Source organism: Hymenobacter psychrophilus (genome assembly GCF_900107135.1).
In the GTDB taxonomy this organism is placed as follows: domain Bacteria; phylum Bacteroidota; class Bacteroidia; order Cytophagales; family Hymenobacteraceae; genus Hymenobacter; species Hymenobacter psychrophilus.
In genome coordinates this window covers 145,593-165,027 of the sequence record NZ_FNOV01000008.1, presented here as the reverse complement: position 1 = coordinate 165,027, position 19,435 = coordinate 145,593, and the positions used below count along the sequence as shown (strand labels likewise).

The window sequence follows — 19,435 nt, the reverse complement described above, 5'->3', positions numbered from 1 at the left end:
AGATACGGCGCTTTGTGCTTAATTGATGGTGCCTTGTGCTTAGGTTGTTCTGGGCTACCTAAGCACAAAGCACTATCAATTAACCACTGACAACCTATTTCCCGAACGGCTTGACGCCCATGTTGTAGAAGGCGAAGGACCAGATGTCGGCCCACTCCTGAATCTGGAGCTTGGTGCTTTTACCCGCACCGTGGCCCGCATTCACGTCTACGCGGATGAGTTGGGGGTTGGAGCCCTCGTTGGCGGCCTGCAGGGCGGCGGCGAACTTGAACGAGTGGGCCGGCACCACCCGGTCGTCGTGGTCGGCGGTGGTAATCATGGTGGCCGGGTAGGTGGCGGGCTTCAGATTGTGCAGAGGCGAGAAGCGGTAGAGGTTCTGGAACTGCTCGTAGTTGTCGGAGGTGCCGTACTCGGGGGCCCAGTTCCAGCCGATGGTGAACTTCTGGTAGCGCAGCATGTCCATCACGCCCACGGCCGGGAAGGCCACTTTGCACAGGTCCGGGCGCTGCGTCATGGTAGCGCCCACCAGCAGACCGCCGTTGGAGCCGCCGGCCATGGCCAGCTTGTCGGTGCTGGTGTAACCCTGCACTTTCAGGTACTCGGCGGCGGCAATGAAGTCGTCGAACACGTTCTGCTTGTTGGGCGTCATGCCGGCCTGGTGCCAGGCTTCGCCGTACTCGCCCCCGCCCCGCAGGTTCGGAATAGCCAGTACGCCGCCGTTTTCGAGCCACAGCATCCGCGCTACCGAGAAGCTGGGGGTGAGCGAGATGTTGAAGCCTCCGTAGGCGTAGAGGTAGGTCGGGTTCTGGCCGTCGAGCTTAAGGCCCTTTTTGTGGGTGATGAACATGGGCACCTTCGTGCCGTCCTTGCTCTGGTAGAACACCTGGGTCGTCACGTAGTCGGCCGGGTTCACGTCCACTTTGGGAGCCCGGAACACGGTGCTGGTGTTGGTGGCCAGGTCGTACTTGTAGATGGTAGTGGGGTAAGTGAACGAGGTGAAGGCGTAGTACACCTGCTTAGCGCCGCGCTTGCCGCCGAAGCCTGAGGCCGTACCGATGGCCGGCAGGGCCACATCATGCTTGAACTCGCCCTTTTCGGTGTAGACTTTGATGAGGCTGCTGGCGTCCTTGAGGTAGGAAGCCACCAGGTAGCCGCTCACGTGGTCGACGCCTTCGAGCTTCTGCCCGGTTTCGGGCAGCACGGTTTTCCAGTTCTTTTCCTGGGGCTTCTTGGGGTCGATGAGCACGACGCGGTAGTTGGGCGCGCCGTTGTTGGTGAGCACCAGCAGCTGCCCGCCCACGTTGCCGACCACCGAGTTGTTATGCTCGTAGTTGGTGATGAGCGAAGTGAAATTGCCCTCCTGCCGCCGGTCGGTCAGGTCGCGCACCGAGAGGCGGTTGCCGTCGGCCTTGCCATCGGTGAGGTAAAGCACCAGAAACCGCTCGTCGTCGGTGGTACCCACGGTGCGAAAGCCCAGCGGGCTTTTAGGGTCTTCATATACCAGCCGGTCGGTGCTCTGGGGCTTGCCCAGCTGGTGGTAGTACACCTTGTGGAACTCGTTTTTGCCGGCCAGCTTGCTTTCGCCGGCCTTGGGCGCGTCGTAGCGGCTATAGAAGAAGCCGTTCTTGTACCAGGCCGCACCCGACACCTTCACCCAATCGAGCTGGTCGGACGTAGTCTGGCGGGTTTTCAGGTCGAGCACCTTCATCGTCTGCCAGTCCGAGCCGCCGCCGCTGGTGGCGTAGGCCATGTAGCGCTGGTCGTTGGAGTAGTAGGCGCCGGCCAGGGCCGTAGTGCCGTCGGCCGAAAACTTGTTGGGGTCGAGCAGCACATCGGGTTGGCCCTCGGTGCCGTCGCCCTGCTGCACGTACAGCACCGACTGGTTCTGCAGGCCATCGTTCTTGCTGAAATACAGCTTGTTACCCTCCTGGTGCGGAATCCCGAATTTCTCGTAGTTCCACAGGGTCGTCAGCCGCTCCCGGATTTTTTCGCGGAACGGAATCTGCTCCAGGTAGCCAAACGTCACCTTGTTTTCGGCCGTCACCCAGCTCTTGGTTTCGGGCGCGTCGGCGTCTTCGAGCCAGCGGTAGGGGTCGGCCACGGAAGTACCGAAGTAGTCGTCCTTCTGGTCGGTCTTTTTGGTGTCGGGGTAGTTGAGCACGAATTTGGCGGCGGGAGCGGATATAGATTTAGACTCGGCCACGGCGGTAGTCGGCGTGGTGGGCTGCGAGGAGCGGCAGGCGGCCAGACTGGCCAGGGCCAGCACGGGAATAGTGAGTTTACGCATCGGAGAGGATTAGGCGGGAAAGAGCCCGAAGATAACCCCTGCGGCGGAAACGCGCTCAATTGTTCAGCTGCCCCAGTTGGCCACGCCGCCCCAGGGCTAAAGCCCTGGGCTACGCAGCGCTCAACGACAACCGCTCAATAGCCTAGGGCTTCAGCCCTGGGACGGCGTGGGCAACCAAGGCAACCGGGGCATCAACACTAGAACGCTACTGCATCCGACCTATCTTCGGAATCACCTGAATCAGGAAGCGCTTGTTGTCGCCTTCGCGGCGGTCCTGGTAGCGGCCGGTGCCGAAGAAGCCGCTGCCCCCGATGATGAGCTCGATGTTGCGGTCCTGGCCGAAATCGAGGCCGCTTTGCTTCCAGAAGTTGAGCAGGCTCAGGGCCCGGCGGTAGCTGAGCTGGTAGGTTATCTGCTCCTCGCGGGCGTTGCGCGGGTCGCCGGCGGGGTAGCGAGCGGCCATGCCTTCCACAATCACGAGGTAGCGCACGGGCTGGTCGGTTTTGATGCTTTTGAGCACCGTGCGCAACGTGCGGCCGGCCTGCAGCAGGGCAGGCTTGTAGGCATCCTGAATTTCGTCGCGGCCGGCCTTGAACTGCACCGGCACCAGTAGCTCGTGGCGCTCATTGGTGGGGTCGTAGCGGAAGTATTTGCCCTCCAGCCGCTGCAACGAGCGGCGGATTTTGGTAATCTGCTCCAGCTCCACAGCCTTGGCCTTAAGCTCCCCGTTGGCCTGTTTCAGCTCCCCCTCCCGGTCCTTGAACAGCTTGAAGCTGTACACGAACAGCACCAGCATCACCACGAACAAGGACGTCATTAGGTCCACGTAGCTGGGCCAGAAGAAGTCGTTGTGTTGGCGGTTGTTGTTGGAGGGGTTGTTCATACTTGTTGATGAGACACTGTCATCCTGAGCGAAGCGAAGGACCTTATTACGTTATACTGCTTGTTGTTCAGACCTGACAAGATCCTTCGCTCCATTCAGGATGACAGTCAACAATTACACCGGCTTCACGCCCCCAAACAGTTTGTCCATAAACCGCTGGAAGCTGTTCTTGGACGTGGCTTTTACCAGCACCGTGTTCAGGTTGGATATTTCGGCCAGTAGCTTGGCCTGAATCTGGGAATCCAGCTCCACTTTGCGCAGCAGCTCGCGCTGGGTGGCGGTGACGTCGCGGCTGAGGTCGGCCTGCTGGGCGTTGAGGTTCTGGAAGGGCTCCAACTGCTTGAGCAGCTTCTCGAACACATTGTCGGCGTTGAGCTGCTGGTAGTACTGCTGCCACTTCTCGTAGGCCAGCTGGGCCTGGCGCTCGTTCTGGGCCTGGCGCTGGGTGAGGATGTCGGCCAGGTTGACGCCCGCCTGGTCGATGTGCTGCTCGGCCCGGTCGCGCAGGTTGCGCAGCTCGGTCTGGTGCTTCTGGAAGAAATCCAGCATCAGCTGCACCGAGTTGTTGTTGCCGCCCACGTACTGGCCCAGGTCGTTGATGCCCTTCTCGAAGCCCCGCAGCCGGTCGAGAATCCCGTTCACGCTCTGGGCCGACTGGTAGCCGGTATCGAGCATCTGGTTGAGCTTCTGCTGGTAGCCAGTGAAAGCCGCGAACATGTCAGCCGACTCCCGCACCTTCTCGAACACGGCAATATTGGCGGCGGCCATCTTATCGTAGCCGATGGTATCTAGGCGCTGCAGAAAGTCGCTCTGCACCCGGATGTTCTCCGTCACCTTGTCCATGAGCGGATTGAACAAATCCACCTGGCCCACGAACTGCTGGTTGAAGGCATCGAGCACCGACTTTAGGTTGCTCAGGCTGCCGGCCATATCGGAGTGCAGAATGGGCAGCAGCCGCACCTGGAGCACGGTGTAGTACTGGTTCTGGCGGCCATCGAGCTGGCGGCGGGCCTCGCGCAGCAGGCCGTTGCCGAGCAGCGTGAGCAGCAGCCCCACAAACGAGCCGGTCATGGCAATCAGCACCCCGGTCAGGAAGGGCGTCAGCGCGCTGTCGTCCGATACGCCGTTGCGGGCAATGCCCACGAGGCCCAGAATCACGCCCAGGAACGTGCCGAGCAGACCCAGGTACAGGGGAGTCGAGACGTTGGCCTGCACCTCGTTGTCGAGCACCTGGCTGCGGCGTTCCGAAATGTCCTTCAGAATCCCAAAATCGGCCGCCGCGCCCTTGTTGTGGCGCAGATAATCGTTGGTATCAAGCAGGATTTCCTCGAACTCGGCCGAGGCATCATCGGCCTTGAGGATGGTGGCCGGATAGGCTTCGGGGGGCGCGTCGGCGGCGTATTCGGGCAGGTCGCGGCCGTCGGGCAGCACGAGGCGCTGCTCCACGCGCAGGGCTTCGCGGGGCGGATAAAGCAGGCTGAGCTGGCGGGTTTTGGTGCGGGTTTGCAGGAACGTGCGAATTTGCAGGCCCACCACCACGGCCACCACCAGTATTTCGAGGGCTATTTCAAGCATAGGTGACGAAGCTACAGCTAAAAACTACTTCCCCTCCTTTCCAAGGAGGGGAAGTAGTTTTTAGCTCCCGTTCTACTCAAACCGAATAGCCGCTTTCTGCTCAATCTGCCAGCTGCCGGCTACTTTGCGCAACACGCCTTCTTCCTCCGTTACGATGCGGGTGACCGGGCTACTGGGCTGCTGGTAGCGGCAGGCCTCGCGCAGGGAATATTGGGCGCTCTGGATGGCGTAGGCGTGAATGGCGGGGTTGGGCGTGACGTTGAACGTGGCCAGCTCGGGCCACTGCGGGTCGAAGTGGATTTCGTAGATGCTGTCGTGCTGGGGCTCGTCGGAGAGGTCGTACTCGCTGAACGCCCCGTTCACGGGAACCTTCACGTAGCGCGTGTACTGGGCCGGGCCGGCCGGCTCCACCGGGGGCGCCGGGGCGGCAATGGGCTGCGGCAGCTGCACGGGCGGCACCAGGCTCTCGAACTCGTCGCGCGGGGCGGCCGCGGGCGAACCAGCTGGGGTCGCCATTGGCGGAGCGGACACTTCCGAGAGACTCACCGGCGCTTCGGCTACCCGTGTTTCGGGCGCGGCCGCTGGGACGGGGCGGGCTGCCGGAGCGGCGGCTTCAGGTCGCGCCGGGGTAGCGGCGGCAGTCCCGGCGGGTTTGTTCCGGTTCTGGCCTACCGCTTCGGCTACGCGCTGGGTTACCAGCTTTTCCACCTCCCGGCGCTGGGCCGGCGTGAGGTGGTCGGCACTACCCGAACCGGCACCGCCGCCCAGCTTCACGGCATCGATATCGGCCCGATGCCGGCCTACGCGGTCGGCCAGGGCACTGACTTTGCGGTTGAGCAGCCAGAACAGCACCAGCGCCAGCAGGCCCAGAATCAGGGCCAGCGGGGCAAACAGCTTACCCATCACGCTCTCCCCTACCCCACTGGCAGTCGGCGCGGCCGCATCCAGCCCCGCTTCGGCCGGACCAGCATCGGCAGGCGCGGCGGCAGTGGTTTCGTCGAGGTCAGTGGTCGTGCCAGCGTTTTCGGCAGCTGGTTCGGCCCCAGCGAGGTTGCCGATGGGCGTACCGCTGTTGACGTAGCTATTAAGGGCCGTTTCGAGCGTAGTCAGACGCTCCATCCGGGCCGGGTCGCCGCGGCGGGCGGCCGAGGATTTCAGCCGGGCCACAATTTCCGACGTCAGCTTCTGCAGCCGCGACTCGTTGCTGCCGAGGCCCTTGTACATCGTGCCGCGGCCTTCGAGGGGTTGGTAAAGCAGGCTGTACACCTTCTGGCTGTCGGCCTTGATACTGTTCTCAAAGGCCTTGAGCGAGCCGCCGCAGTTGAGCTTGTCCTTGAGGTTGCCGCGGCCGTTGTCGTCATACACATAGCGCACGGCGGCGCACCAGACCTGCACCTTCTGCTCGTCAAGCGTGGGCTGGCCGGGGGCCGTTTGGGCGTGGCTGCCGGCCGCCAGTAGCAGCAGGCCGGTGAACAAGGAAGCAGCGCGGCGGGAAAGGGTCATAGGGAGCAAAGGAAAATTAATGTTTCAGCTTAGCTAGAGATTATCAAAATAGTAAGTAAAACTCACCAGTGTGTCGCCGTTCACCTCTTCAAGCCTTCGGGTAAAGTCTTGTCTGTTGAACGGACCGAGTATGTTCTTGCGAGCTACTTCCCGGTCAGCCCCAGGCACTATTCGAGCAATATAGTACTGCTTGCTTGGGGCAGAGGTCAACATAATAACGCATTTTTTGCTGAACCCAACATTACCTAAAGTACGAGGCAAGAGAGCATCAGCTAAGCCAAATTCTTCATCACGGAAGTGTAGGTAAGCGTCCTTCATCGGTTCTTCCCATCCTCCATCCAGACCAGAAACATAGTAGCTGCCTACTATTTGTTGCTCATCGTATTCATCGCCCCAAAAGCAAGCGGTCAAACTTAGCAGTGTTGGAAGCAACCAAAAACTTCTACGAGCATTCATAGGCCTAGTACTACTAAAACCTTACGCCTGCAACTCCCGGCTCAGGTTGTAGAGCGCCTGCTTCAGGGGCAGGAAGAACAGGGTTTCGGGCAGGGTTTCATCGGCGGAGAGCTGGCGCTGGAACTGGTGCAGGCCCAGGCTCAGGCTGTCCTCGATTTCGCGGAGCAGAATGTCCTTTACGCGCTGGCGGTCCACATCGACACCAACTTCGCGCAGGTAGGGCGCGACTTCATCGCCTTCGAGCACGAGAGTGAGGTAGTCGCGGACGTTGGCCAGCACCTGGTCCTTGAGGTCGGCATCTACTTGGTTGAGCTTGAGGCGCTGCTGGTTGAGCTCGCCGCCCTCTACGGTGCCGCTGTATTTCACCGACTGGATGCTGTCGTAGTCGCTGTGGTTGGACTTTTCCTCGTAGAGCACGCCGCCGTTGGTGGTGGCTTCCTTGGGGTTATCGGCCAGGATAACGCGGAAGTTGTGGGGCGGCTCGGTGCCGGTTACGGCCTGGAAAATGGCTTTGGTAATCTTCTCGATGGCCACCAACGAGCTGCCGCCAGCCAGCAGGCGCAGGTAGAGGCTGCCCTTGCCCGAGAAGCAGAGGTAGCGCGGCGTTTTCAGGCCGAGGTGCTTGGTAAGCTGGGCCGTGTGGTAGATGATGCTGGTGTAGTGCAGATAGAACAGCACCCGCAGCTGCCGGCCCCGCCCGAGGCCGAGGGCTTGGGTGAAGCGCAGCGCATCATCGTACTTAAAGAGCAAACTCGTGACGTCGGCGGAGCCGAAATCGGTGTTTTTGAGGGCCGCCTGCAGGTAGCCCTTGTACTCCTGGTTTTGCTCGGAGTCGGGCAGGCTTTCGACGTGGCTCACGCCGAGGCGGAGCAGGCCGTTCTGCTTGGGCGCGCCCTGCACGCGGGCGTAGCCGTCGCCCCAGAGGTCGTCGCCGGCGAAGCGGAACGAGGTGCTGTAGGCCGGCTTCTGGTCGGCGAAGAGCAGCAAATCGGTGGTACCGCCGCCGATGTCGATGTTGACCACGTTCTCATCGCGGTTGGGCACGACCTGGTTGGTGGCAGTGAGGTAGTAGTAGGGCGCCACCGATTCGGTGAGGCAGATGGTGGGGCGGTTGGCCTTGAACACCTGCCGGAACGCCTCGTCCCAGACCTGCTGGAACTGGTTGCGCAAAAAGCCGTCGAAGCTCAGCGGTGCGAACCACACCACCCGGGTGTCTTCCAGAATCCCGCCGTGCAACGCCGCCTTGTGGCGCAGCAGCAGCAGAATTTCCTTGAAGAAGGCCTCGATGCGCGACACGCCCTGGGGGTCGAGCTCGGCGCTCCACTTCAGGTTAGTGATGAAGCGGTTCTGGGGCAGCTCGGCGGTAGTTTCGGTGTTGATGCTGAAACCGATGTTGATGTTGCTGAGCACCTTGGCCGGCTCGTTGGCAAACGAGGTGGTTTCGCACACGGCGGTCCGAATCGGGAACTCGTACACCGAGCCGCCTTCGCCGATAAAGCTGGGCACGAACTCGCGGTTTTGCAGCGTGGCCACGTCGGAGTTCAGCTGCCCGGCCCCGAAGCGGTAGCGCTGGGCCGCCGACTGCCCGGCATCGGCCAGCGGGGCGCTCAGCCACTCTACCTGCACGTCGGATTCGCCGATGGTGAGCGGGCGCGGGTGGGCAGAGGGCGAATCGGCGTAGGCCACGTGGGTATTGGTGGTACCGAAATCGACGGCGAAGGTGAAGCGGCGGGTGCCGCGGTCGAGCTCGCGCCAGCGCGGCACGAACAAGCCCCGGGCCGGCTCGGCCCCAATGGTGGTAGGCGGGCAGGTCAGCTCGGCCAGGTCGAAGTGGGTGCCGGTGATTTCGTAGTAGGTACTGCCGGCAGTGGCCACGCTTTTTTGGGTGCGCTCGTAGCGGGTGGCGCGGCGGGCGGCGCCCTGCTCCGTAATCCGCTCCCCGTTCACGAAGAAGGTGAGGTCGTAGCGGCGGTTGAGCATGGTGGGCGCGTTGTCGGCATCCACCAGCATCACCTTGTAAAGGTCGTTGAACTCGGGCTGGTAGCTCACCTTGTAGAAGGGGAACACGCCCACGCCCACGTTGGCCTTCACGATGCGGCCCTTCTCCAGAATCTCGCGCCCCTGCGCATCCTTGGGGTTCTGGGGGTTGGTGTAGTAGCTGCGCTCGAAGGTGATGAAGCGGCCCGCCTGCACCGGTACCCGCAGCTGCACGCGCACGTGGCTCAGGTCGATGGTGAAGGTGAGCAGCTCGGCCAGCTCGTGCTCGGTAAAATACTCGAAAAACGCCTGTTTCAGCGGCAGCAGGTACGGGAAACGGGCCCGGCCCTGGCCGTCGGCTCCGTACTGGAACGTGACTTTGCCGGTGTGGAAACGCTGGGTGTTCAGCTCGTAGGGCAGCTCCACCAGGGAATCTTCCAGCAAATCGCCGACCGTAATGTAGGGGTACTTGAAGCCTTTGCCGGGCAGCACGCGGCTTTCCAGGGCTACTTCATCGTAGTAGGGCACCGGCGTGCGGTCGTCCCAGGGCTGGCCGTTGAGGTAATTGGCCCCGGGCATGGTCAGGTTGGGGCGCAGCACCAGCGGGCGCGGCCGGCCGCTGGTCGATTCGCGGGTGGGCTGGATGAACAGGTCGGAGCTGGTCACGGCCGACTGGTCGGCGCGGCCGGGCAGGGGCACGCCTTTCACGCTCACCAGGTTGCCCTGCACGTCGGCCAGGGCCGGGTAGCGGGCCGCGAACTGCTGGGCCGTCCGGTCGCCCTGCATCTGGAGCTGGTTGATTTTTGCGCGGTCGAGGCCAGCGTACACGCTGCCGGCAAACTCGCGGCGCTGCAACTGCGGGTAGGCCAGAAACAGCTCGTACACAAACTCCCGGAACTGCGGGTCGCGGTCTTCGAGCAGCACGGTCTGCTGGTCGAAGTAGTGGCCACGGGCCTGAGGCCGCTCCAGGTCGAGGGCGCCCACGCCGGGGCCGGTGAACAGTAGCGTCAGCGGCGAAGTGCCGCCCAGCAGGCGCGTGCCGCCCGCCAACTCCGGCGACTCGTAGTACACCAGGTACATGTCGGAGAAGTCGCGGAACCGGTCGTCCTGCAGGTACAGCTGCAGCGTTTCACCCAGCAGGCGCGTGCCCTCGTTCTGGCGCATCCGCTGAATCTCGGCCTCCGCGTTCCAGCGGCGCAGCGTGATTTTGCGGCCGGCCTGGGTGTAGAGGTGGTAGTTGTATAGCAGCTCCAGCAAATCCCAGAAGTGGGTCGTCAGCTCGTGGTACACCGAGCCGGGGTTGTTCTTGCCCTCCCGGGCCAGAAAGTCGAAGGCCGTCTCGAACAGGTGCATCCGCGCAAACGGCGTCGGGATGCTCACCGCCAAGTTGCGCGACTTGCCGCCCGCCGGGTCGGTCACAGTGTTGATTTCGGTGCTGGTGACGGGGGCGGTTTTCTGCCAGCCCTGTACCTGCTGGGAGCCGTTGTTGTGTAAGCGAAGGACTTTGGCCATATCGTTTCCGGGGTTCCAAGTTCCCAGGGTTGAAACCCTGGGCTAGTTAGCGGTTCTGTTCTTATTGGCCGATGTCCCGGGGCTGAAACCCTGGGCTAGTCAGCGGGAGGCTAAACGAGTTCGTTTCGCTCCGTAGCCCAGGGCTTCAGCCCTGGGACATCTGGAGAATTCAGGAGTAGGCTACGACACCCGCGCCATCTTTTCCAGCATTTCCATTTCCTGCCAGTAATCCTGTTCCTGGTGGTGCTTTTCCTGATTACGAATGTAGTTGCGTACGCGCTCCACGTGCGACGGACTCACAGAAAATGCGCCGTAGCCATTCTGCCAGCCAAAGGTGAAATCCGTTAGTTGCTGCTCGTTCACCCAGTGGGCGCTTTTGCCCTTGAGTTGTTGCATCACCAAGTCGAGCCGGTCAGTAGTACGCAACGAAAGCAGACAGTGAACATGGTCGTATATGCCGTTCAGAAAGTCGAGGTGGATATTATCCTTTTCAGCAATATGCCGAATCTGATTAAATACCAACGGTTTCAACTTAGCCGTCAGCCAAGGCTGCCGGTTTTTAGTTGCCCACGTTACATGCACCCACAACGACTGAAAAACGTGGCTCATGCTGCTGTTTTAACGTCTTGTTCTAGATTCCCAGGGCTAAAGCCCTGGGCTATGGAAAGCGTGTTCAACGTATCCGCTGATTAGCCCAGGGTTTCAACCCTGGGACACTGGGCCGCGTGGGCTTTACACCACCTTCACCTTCTCCTCAAACGCCTTATCGGTCACCTGATAAAATAGCTCCAGCAGCTTGCGGAAGCTGTCGGGTTCGGCCAGGGACTTTTCGGTTTTGTTGAGGTTGTCGAGCAGGTAGTTGTGGCCGAGGCCCTTGTTGAAGAAGTCGTTCCACTTCTTCTCCACCGGCTTGCCCAGAATCATGGCGTTGAAATCATCGGTCTGCAGGTCGAAAGGGCGGAAGGCGCGGCGGTTCTGGGCCAGCTCCTGGAGCCACTGATCCACCCCCGAATCCGCGTTGTGCAGGAAGGTGTTCAGCTCCTTGAAGATGGGCTCGTTGCGCAGAGCGTAATCGAGCTTGAGGTTGTCGTGATAGGGCGCCTTGTCGGTGGGCAGGTGCTGCTTGTGGTAGCGCGTGAAGTAGAGGAACTGGGTGAGTTGCTTGGCTACGATTTCCCGGGTTTCGTCGGGCAGGTGGCTGAACTGGATTTCGGGGGCATCGGAACCCAGGCCGTACTCGTGGAAGTGCGGGCCGCCGGTGCGCAGCTCGGCGGGCGAGTAGCGCATGAAATCCACGATGCTCAGGGCCGCCAGCAGCTCAATTACGTGGGCCTTGTTCTTTTGCTGGGTGCCGCCGGGCTGGTTTTCGTAGGGTGTGTCGGGCGTGTCGGCGAGGTAGTAGAGCGCGTCGAGGCCCGGCAGGTTGTGCTCGTAGTAGCTGAGCGCCGCCTTGGTTTTGGTGAGGAAGTTGTTGGAGTCGATGACGGCGTTGTCCTCGCTCTGGAGGGCGAAGTAGGGCATCACCGTCACGGCCCCGGTAGGCGCGTCGCGCAGATAGCGGGCGTTGCTGAGGCGGGTGTTGGGGTCCTTGAGGTTCTTGAGCATGAGCGGGAAGCCCGCCGCGCCCGTGCCGCCAAAGATGCTCGACACGAAGAACACCCGGTCACCGTCCTGGAAATTATCGGCGAAAAACCGCATTTCGGGGCTTTCCACCAGCTTGTTCAGCACGATGCTGCCCACGTTGGGCGAGCCCCGGAAACCGATGGTGAGCGGGCTTTCCAGGTTGTCCTGGGTAAAGAGCAAATCCACCAGCCCCTTGGAGTCCACCGACAGGCCGTCGTAGCTCAGGTACTGGCGGAAGCTCTGGTTGATGCCGCCAAAATCGAAGATGAACGTGTCCTTCACCGAGCCGTTCACATCCTGCGAAATACCGCTCAGCGTGCTGATATCGGTCTGGAAGAAACCTTCTTCGCGGGGGCCGAGGTGCTTGTAAATCTGCTGGTAGTTCTGGAGCAGCTGCACCGTGCGGTTCATGTCGCCGTTGTGGGCGTCGGGGTCGATGATGATGGGCACCACCCGGTCGCAGTTGGGCAACTCGACGCCGGCCGCCAGCAGCATCGTGAGCGAACGAATGACCCGGGAGCCCGTGCCGCCAATGCCGAATAAGAAGAGTTTAGCCATGATTATTGCTGGTGTTGAACGAAACTCCCCTCCTCAGCTGAGGAGGGGACGTTCAGCCGCAAGGCTGAACTGGGGTGGTTGGCTCGTTGCTGATGTTGTTTGGCTGAACAAGCCATAATGGTGTCGTTCAGTTGGCAGCATTTTATGGTAGCCTTGTGCAACGAATCAACCACCCCCAGCCCCTCCTTTTCAAGGAGGGGAGCTAATTTTAATTTCTAGCTTTAAAACGGCGTGGTGCTGGCGTTGGTCGAGCCACGCTTGAAGATCAGGGATAGAACGAAGAACCAGAACAGGCTCAGAATGGCGTTCCAGGTGGCCAGCCAGTAGATGTAGCTGTGGTCGGCGACCTGCTGGGAGTGGGCCTGCCAGATGGCTATCACGAAGGCCAGCAAGGCGTTCAGACCCAGAAAAAGGCCCCAATGGCGGCCCTTGTTGAAGGTAGCCACGCCCATGGCTCGGTTGATGAGCAGGTAGAACACTACGACCAAGCCCAGCGACAACCCGATGTTCAGCAGGCCGATATTGGGGAACACCACGTCGCGGTACACCGGCGTATCGGCTGGGGGCTGAGGGTTGCCAATGATTTCGTAGAGGAAGCGGAAGAATGCTTTCATGCAGAAGATTAACGCCCGGCACCGGCCCGGCAACTCGTGAAACGATACAACAGAAATGAAATTGCGGCCCGAACTGAAAGACCAAAGCACTTATCGGCACCGCCCCCCCAAACGACTATCGTGCCAACCCGGCCGCTTACTTGGCCGGCTGCAGCGTCAGGGGAAGCTCGAAGATGGTGGGCTGAGCCGGCACCGAGGCCTGGAGACCATCAAGCAAGCCGCTCAGAGCAAAGGTTTTGGCGGCCGGCACGGCGTCGTTTTTCGTCGTCCATTGGCTTACCCAGGCCGGGCGCTGGTTTTGCAGCCTGAGCACCAGCGGGCGCGAGGCGGGCGGTACTTTGGTCAGGCGGAGTTTGGCAAAGTGCGTGAACCGGCTTTGCGGGCCGCTGCTACCGCGGGTCTGGGCGGTGGCGGCGGTTACACCGAGTAATTTGGCATCGGTGTCCACGGTTTGCACTTGCAGGTTCTGTTGCAGATAAGCCAGCTCGCGGTACTGGGCGGGCAGGTTCTGCAGGTCGAGGCCCACCACAAACTCCACCGGCTGCTGGGCCGAAGCCTCGCTGATGGCTACCACGCGGTAGCTGTCGGCGGCACGCTTGCTAGCCCCGGCGTCACCGTAGTACCAGCTGCCCTGGTTCTCAAACTTATCGAGCACCGAGTAGGCCGGGCGTGGGTACGTTACGCCGAAGTGCGCCTGACGAGCTGTTTCGGCAGTTAGCAGGGCGGCGTCAAACTGTCGCACAGCGTTGGTTGGGCCGATAACCCAGTAGTAGTACGGGATATCGGTGTCGCAGCAGTTAGCCTTCTTACCCCCCGCCACCAATGCCGGGTAGTAGGTACCCCGGAAGTCGGAGGTGAAGCCGTACACCGATACGGCCAAGTCCGACTGCGCGCCGTTACGCTGCAGGGCGTCGGTAATATCGGTTTTGATGTAGGGAATAGCCCCAGTGTTTTTGGGCGAGTAGATGAAGTCCGAAATCAGCACGTTCACGGTGCCGGGCTGGTAGTAGCGGGTCATCAGCGTATCGAGCACGGCGGGCAACTCGGTGCTCTTGGCCGGCTGCCGGATGCCCGCGCGCACCGTCGTCGACATAGCCGCGTACGACTCGGCGTACGGTTTGTCTTTGAGCAGGAAAAACGACTTCTGCTTCACCGCCGGCATACGGTTCACTTCCGACAGAAACTGTGCTACCTGCTGCTGAAACCGGGTATTTCCCCCATCGGCGGCCGTTTTGGGCATAAAACCCTCCATCGAGCCCGACACTTCCAGCAGCACGTTCACGCGCTGCAAGGGTTGATCGGTAGCAGCCGTTTCAGATGCAGCGGACGAGGCATCCGGGCCGTCGCCGACAACTGCTTCAGTCATTGTGCCAGCCTTACCTCCCTCCTCTTTTATATCGGAGCGGGAGTAGCAGCCGGGCAGCAGCAGCAGCGAAAGGCCCAGGGCGGGCAGCAGGCAGGAGAGGGAGTTTGGGTAGCGCATCGGGTTAAAGTAACGACAATCTTGCGGGAGGGTTGGGACCTTCGTGGAGCGCTCCGCAGGCTCCCAAGTACTTAGCTGTAGTCGATTTCGGTGTTGTCGCCGATATTCAAACTGTGCTTGGTGCCTTTGAACAGGGCGTCGGAGCCCACGATGCAGTCGTGCATAACGGCGGAGCGCAGTTCGGAGTAGGAGCCGATAATGGACTCGCTGATGATGACGTTCTGCACGATGGTCCGGTCGCCGATGGCCACGTTGGGACCGATGATGGAGCCCGCAATCTGGCAATCTTGGCCGATGCTGACGGGCGGGATGATGATGGTGTCGGGAAACTCGGGGTAGTCGTGGCGACGCAGGAACTCAGGCCGGTTGAGCAGGCGGGCATTGGCCTCCAGCAGCGAGCTTTTGCGGCCACAGTCAAACCAGTTATCCACCGGCACAGTCACCATTTCGGCCCCATCCTCAATCATGAGCATGAGGGCATCGGTGAGCTGGAACTCGCCGTGGGTGCGCTGGCCCTGCTCGACGATGCGCTCCAGGGCCGAGGCCAGCCAGTCGGCGTTGGCAATCTTATAGAGGCCGACCAAAGCGAAGTTCGACTTGGGGATGCGCGGCTTCTCGACCACTTTGGTCACGCGGCCACTGGGGCCGGTTTCCACGATACCAAACAGGGCGGGCGTTTTCACTTCCTTCACGGCCAGCACGTTGCCCGGCATGGCTATCAGTGCCCGCAGGTCCACATCGACAATGGTGTCGCCGAGCAGGATGAGCACGCCGTCGGGCTCGTAGCGGAACTGCTCGCGGGCCAGCCACAACGCGTGGGCAATGCCTTCGCGAGGCTCCTGCACCAAAAAGGTAACGTTCAGATCGGGATACTGGCGGCGCACGTAGTTCTCCACCTTCTCGCCGAGGTAGCCAATGATGAAGACGAACTCGTGTACGTCGGCCTCTACCAGCCGGTCGATGATATGACCCAGGATGGTGTTGCCGGCCACCGGCACAAGCGTTTTGGGCTGGGTGTGCGTGTGGGGGCGTAAGCGGGAGCCGATGCCGGCTACAGGAATTACTACTTTCATAAACAGAGTCGGGAAGCGCCGGAGCGCAAAATACACAATAGCCGCCGAGCGGCCCACAACACAACCGCCGGGCCGCGAATTCGTACTTTGCAGCGCAGCCCGCGCCAGCCAATAACTTTCGGCGCGGGCACTTTACAACTGGTTTTCCCTCTCCCTTTCTTCCATTTCCCTAAACCTCTCTCTCCCATGAAACGTTTTCTGCTCTATTTTGCCGGCATCGTGCTGATGCTTTCTCAGTCGTCGTGCGGCTATAACTCGATGGTAACCAAGGACCAGGCCGTGAAGGGCCAGTGGGCCAACGTCCAGAGTTCCTATCAGCGCCGCTCCGACCTGATTCCGAACCTAGTGAACACGGTGAAGGGCGCGGCCAACTTCGAGAAATCGACCCTGACCGAGGTGATTGAGGCCCGGGCCAAGGCGACCAGCGTGCAAATCAACGCCGACCAGCTGACGCCCGAGAACCTGCAGAAATTCCAGGCTGCCCAGAGCCAGGTAGGTGCCGGACTGGGCCGGCTGCTGGCCGTATCGGAAAACTACCCCGAGCTGAAAGCCAACGCCAACTTCCAGGAGCTGCAGGCGCAGATTGAGGGCACTGAAAACCGCATCAACGTAGAGCGCAACAAGTTCAACGGCCTCGTCAACGACTACAACGCCTACATCAAGAGCTTCCCCAACAACCTGTTTGCCGGCCTGTTCGGCTTTGCTGAGAAGCCGTACTTCGAAGCCGACGCCGCCTCGCAGAAAGCTCCGACGGTACAGTTTTAAATTGGCATTAGCCAAAGAACTATCGTGCTGAGCGAAGGCGCAGCCGCAGTCGAAGCATCTCTCCCGTTCCGTTGCCATAGTAATGATTACTAATGCGGTAGAAATGCTTCGACTGTGGCTGCACCTTCGCTCAGCATGATAGTTTTTACAGTTTAAACCGGCAACTGACATGACCAATCCCCTCACCCCCGATCAGGAAGCGGCGCTGGTAGAAGCCATCCGGCAGGCCGAGCTGCGCACCTCGGGCGAAATCCGGGTGCATCTGGAAGACACCTGCCCTTCGCCCGACCCGCTCGACCGCGCCGCGCAGGTGTTTGCCGAACTGGGGATGCAGCACACGGCCCAGCGCAACGGTGTGCTGTTTTACCTGGCCTGGCAGAGCCGGCAGTTCGCCGTTATCGGCGACGCGGGCATCAACTCGGCCGTACCCGACGATTTCTGGGAAACGGCCAAGGAGAACGTGCTGCAGCATTTTCGCACCGAAAAATACGTGCTGGGCCTGGAAACCGGTATCCGGCTGGCGGGCGAGCAGCTGCAGCATTACTTCCCCTACGATGCCGCTACCGACCAGAACGAACTGGACGACTCGATTTCGTTCGGCGACCCGACCCCCAAGCGCTCATGAGGTATTTGCTATTGAACTTGCGGCGGCCGGCCGGCTGGCTGCTGGCCTTTGGGCTGCTGCTGCTGACATTGGTGGCCACCGCCCAGGACGTGCCGCCCCGCCCCAACCCGCCCCGCCTTGTCAATGACCTAGCCGGGATGCTGCGGCCCGACGAGGTGGCCAGCCTGGAGCAAAAGCTAGTAGCCTACAACGACTCCACCTCGTCGCAGATTGCCGTGGTAACCGTGCCCAGCTTGGGCGACTACGACATTTTCGACTACGCCCAGAAGCTCTATCAGGCTTGGGGTATTGGCCAGAAGGGCAACAACAACGGGGTGCTGCTACTGGTAGCCAAGCAGGAGCGCAAGGCCCGCATTCATACCGGTTACGGCCTCGAAGGCGCTATTCCAGACGCCATTTCCAAGCGTATCATCTCCAACACCATCGTTCCCGCATTCAAGCAGGAACGCTACTACAATGGCCTCGACCGCGCTACCGACCAGCTGATTTCGCTGGCCCAGGGCGAGTACAAAGCCGACCAAACCACCCGCCAGCGCGCCCCGGCCGACGATAGTGGCTCGGGCTTCTTGTTCTGGATTATTATCGCAGTGCTGATTCTGTTCATCCTGTTCCGTAACCGCGGTGGTGGGAGCGGCGGTGGCCGGCGCAACCGCGGCTTCGGCGGCAGCATGATTCCGCCACTCATCTTCGGCGACTTTAGCGGCGGGCGCGGCACCTTCGGGGGTGGCGGCGGCGGCGGCTTTGGCGGCGGCGGCTTCGGGGGCTTCGGCGGGGGCAGCAGTGGCGGCGGCGGGGCTTCCGGCAGCTGGTAGCGGCGAGTGGTTGAAAAAGACCGTCATTCTGAGCGAAGCGAAGAATCTCGCGTGCCATAGTAATCCTACCATCAGGGGTTACTATGGCACGCGAGATTCTTCGCTTCGCTCAGAATGACGGTCTTTTTTCACGCATTCACTGAGTCGCTCATTCACTCATTCGATAGACCGGCCGCTCATAAAACGGGCGCAGCAACTCGATGACGTCGAGCGCATCGGCCAGTGCCTGGTGGGCCACGGTATCGTCGGTGAAGCCCGCGCGGGCCTTGCAGGTCTGCATGGTGGGCAGGCGGGTGTCTTTGCGCCAGTTGAGGTAGAAGGCGGCCGGATCGAGCATGGCGGGTTCAGCCCGCACCAAGGTGCCATAACCGGGCAGCTCGCGCAGAAACCCCAGGTCGAAGGAGGCAATGTTCTTGCCGGCCATCGTTACGGCTACGCAGTCGTTTTTGTCGGTTTTGAAACCCTGAGCCAGCAGGAACTCGCGCAGTTGCGGCAGTAGTTCGGCGGGCTCGCACAGCTCGGGGTTGGGCTCTTTCTGGGCCAGTTCGCGCAGCAGGCCCGCATTGAGGGCCAGCGCCCCGGCCGTGCCCACGTAATCGGAATGGCGCACCACGCGCCGGAAATAGGGCAACTCGGCCAATGGCCGCAGGTTTTTGGTGTCTTCTACCACGGCAGCCAACTCCAGTACCTGATGGCGGGTGGGCCGGCCGCCGGTGGTTTCGAGGTCGAGAGAAATATAACGCATAATGCAACCGTGTACGGAACATCCCGGTCACTGTTGGGGACTAGCTCACAGGCAGCCCGGCAGTTTATTTCGGACTGCCTTCATCAGGCCTGCTGTTATCTGCTGGATTATTGCGTTTTTTGCTTCCACTATTATCCTTATGCTTACTTACCTATTGCTCCGTTACGCTATGCTGTTAAAACTACCCCTCGCCTCGTTGCTGACTACCTCCCTGCTGCTGGCCGGTAATGCCAGCCAGGCCCAAAGCCAGCTAGAGCCGCCGCTAGCCACCACCTACGCCACCCCAGCTCCAGCGGCCGCCCGGCAGGTCTATAGCGCCGCCGACCCTATTTCGTCGCTACTCTACAACGGCCCCGAGTATGTGAACTATGCCATGCGCTACGCCGCCCGGGTGGGGCATCAGTTTTTCCTGACACCAGATCCGCAGCCCGGTAGCGCACTTTATCGTGCCCAGCCGTTCGATAACCTTCAGCTGCAGTACGATGTGGTGCTCGACCAGGTGGTGATTAAACAACCCACCAGCCCCCTAACCCTCCGGCTGGTGAACGAGAAGCTGGATCGGTTTACCATAGCCGGCCACCTCTTCGAGAAGTTACAGGCCGATACCACGGCCGGCGGGCTAGCGGCTACCGGCTACTACGAAGTGCTGGCCGAGGGCCCGGTGCAGCTACTGGCCCGCCGCGCCAAGCGCCAGCTGGAGCGCATCGAAAGCCGCGTAGTAAGGGCTGAATATGTTACTGCCGACCGGCTGTATGCCCACCGGGATGGCCGCTACTATCCGCTCAACTCCAAATCGGCAGTGCAGAAACTGCTGGCCGACCGCGAGCCGGAGGTGCGTGCTTATGTGCGCCAGAACAAGCTGAAGCTGAACAAGAAACGGTTCGAGAACGACGCGCTGACGCTGGTCAACTATTACAACCAGCTCCTACCCCGCTAGCTGCGGG

Annotated in this window: 16 protein-coding genes; 4 read left to right on the top strand and 12 right to left on the bottom strand. The window is 61.1% G+C overall.

The window, feature by feature from the left end; translation table 11 throughout:
- Positions 1–94: 94 nt before the first annotated feature.
- The 11 genes from BLW21_RS13465 to BLW21_RS13415 form a co-directional block, all read right to left on the bottom strand.
- A complete protein-coding gene (locus tag BLW21_RS13465) occupies positions 95–2,287 on the bottom strand; it encodes a prolyl oligopeptidase family serine peptidase (protein WP_092740879.1) in 2,193 nt (730 codons plus the stop codon).
- Positions 2,288–2,492: 205 nt separating this feature from the next.
- The gene (locus BLW21_RS13460; RefSeq protein ID WP_092740877.1) at positions 2,493–3,170 is read right to left on the bottom strand and encodes a hypothetical protein; all 678 of its coding nucleotides are present in this window, start codon (positions 3,168–3,170) and stop codon (positions 2,493–2,495) included.
- A 114-nt stretch (positions 3,171–3,284) separates the two neighbouring features.
- Positions 3,285–4,745: a hypothetical protein gene (locus BLW21_RS13455; protein ID WP_092740875.1), complete on the bottom strand. Its 1,461-nt coding sequence runs from the start codon at positions 4,743–4,745 to the stop codon at positions 3,285–3,287.
- 72 nt (positions 4,746–4,817) lie between these two features.
- Positions 4,818–6,248: a hypothetical protein gene (locus BLW21_RS13450; RefSeq protein ID WP_092740873.1), complete on the bottom strand. Its 1,431-nt coding sequence runs from the start codon at positions 6,246–6,248 to the stop codon at positions 4,818–4,820.
- A 33-nt stretch (positions 6,249–6,281) separates the two neighbouring features.
- Positions 6,282–6,659, bottom strand: coding sequence for a hypothetical protein (locus tag BLW21_RS13445; protein ID WP_139255208.1), 378 nt, complete (start codon positions 6,657–6,659; stop codon positions 6,282–6,284).
- A gap of 66 nt (positions 6,660–6,725) precedes the next feature.
- Positions 6,726–10,193, bottom strand: coding sequence for a hypothetical protein (locus tag BLW21_RS13440; protein WP_092740869.1), 3,468 nt, complete (start codon positions 10,191–10,193; stop codon positions 6,726–6,728).
- A 180-nt stretch (positions 10,194–10,373) separates the two neighbouring features.
- Entirely contained in the window at positions 10,374–10,802 is a 429-nt protein-coding gene (gene tnpA, locus BLW21_RS13435; protein ID WP_092740867.1) for an IS200/IS605 family transposase, read from the bottom strand.
- Between the two features lie 123 nt (positions 10,803–10,925).
- Positions 10,926–12,374: a hypothetical protein gene (locus tag BLW21_RS13430; protein WP_092740865.1), complete on the bottom strand. Its 1,449-nt coding sequence runs from the start codon at positions 12,372–12,374 to the stop codon at positions 10,926–10,928.
- A gap of 221 nt (positions 12,375–12,595) precedes the next feature.
- The gene (locus tag BLW21_RS13425) at positions 12,596–12,988 is read right to left on the bottom strand and encodes a hypothetical protein (RefSeq protein ID WP_092740863.1); all 393 of its coding nucleotides are present in this window, start codon (positions 12,986–12,988) and stop codon (positions 12,596–12,598) included.
- Positions 12,989–13,124: 136 nt separating this feature from the next.
- Positions 13,125–14,471 carry a hypothetical protein gene (locus tag BLW21_RS13420; RefSeq protein ID WP_092740861.1) on the bottom strand — a complete coding sequence of 449 codons (1,347 nt, stop codon included), beginning with the start codon at positions 14,469–14,471 and terminating at the stop codon, positions 13,125–13,127.
- 71 nt (positions 14,472–14,542) lie between these two features.
- The gene (locus BLW21_RS13415) at positions 14,543–15,544 is read right to left on the bottom strand and encodes a sugar phosphate nucleotidyltransferase (protein ID WP_092740859.1); all 1,002 of its coding nucleotides are present in this window, start codon (positions 15,542–15,544) and stop codon (positions 14,543–14,545) included.
- A gap of 186 nt (positions 15,545–15,730) precedes the next feature.
- Here BLW21_RS13415 and BLW21_RS13410 point away from each other — a divergent pair, with 186 nt between their 5' ends.
- From BLW21_RS13410 to BLW21_RS13400, 3 genes are all read left to right on the top strand, one after another.
- Complete coding sequence (locus BLW21_RS13410; RefSeq protein ID WP_092740857.1) at positions 15,731–16,309, top strand: LemA family protein; 579 nt, start codon at positions 15,731–15,733, stop codon at positions 16,307–16,309.
- 169 nt (positions 16,310–16,478) lie between these two features.
- Positions 16,479–16,934, top strand: a complete 456-nt coding sequence (locus tag BLW21_RS13405; RefSeq protein ID WP_092740855.1) for a TPM domain-containing protein — start codon at positions 16,479–16,481, stop codon at positions 16,932–16,934.
- A complete protein-coding gene (locus BLW21_RS13400) occupies positions 16,931–17,746 on the top strand; it encodes a TPM domain-containing protein (protein WP_092740853.1) in 816 nt (271 codons plus the stop codon). The genes BLW21_RS13405 and BLW21_RS13400 overlap by 4 nt, the downstream gene beginning before the upstream one ends.
- A 148-nt stretch (positions 17,747–17,894) precedes the next feature.
- On the opposite strand, the gene BLW21_RS13395 is transcribed toward BLW21_RS13400, so the two are convergent.
- Entirely contained in the window at positions 17,895–18,491 is a 597-nt protein-coding gene (locus BLW21_RS13395) for a 3'-5' exonuclease family protein (RefSeq protein WP_092740851.1), read from the bottom strand.
- 169 nt (positions 18,492–18,660) lie between these two features.
- Between BLW21_RS13395 and BLW21_RS13390 the strand changes: the two genes are divergently transcribed.
- A complete protein-coding gene (locus BLW21_RS13390) occupies positions 18,661–19,428 on the top strand; it encodes a hypothetical protein (RefSeq protein ID WP_092740849.1) in 768 nt (255 codons plus the stop codon).
- Positions 19,429–19,435: the final 7 nt, after the last annotated feature.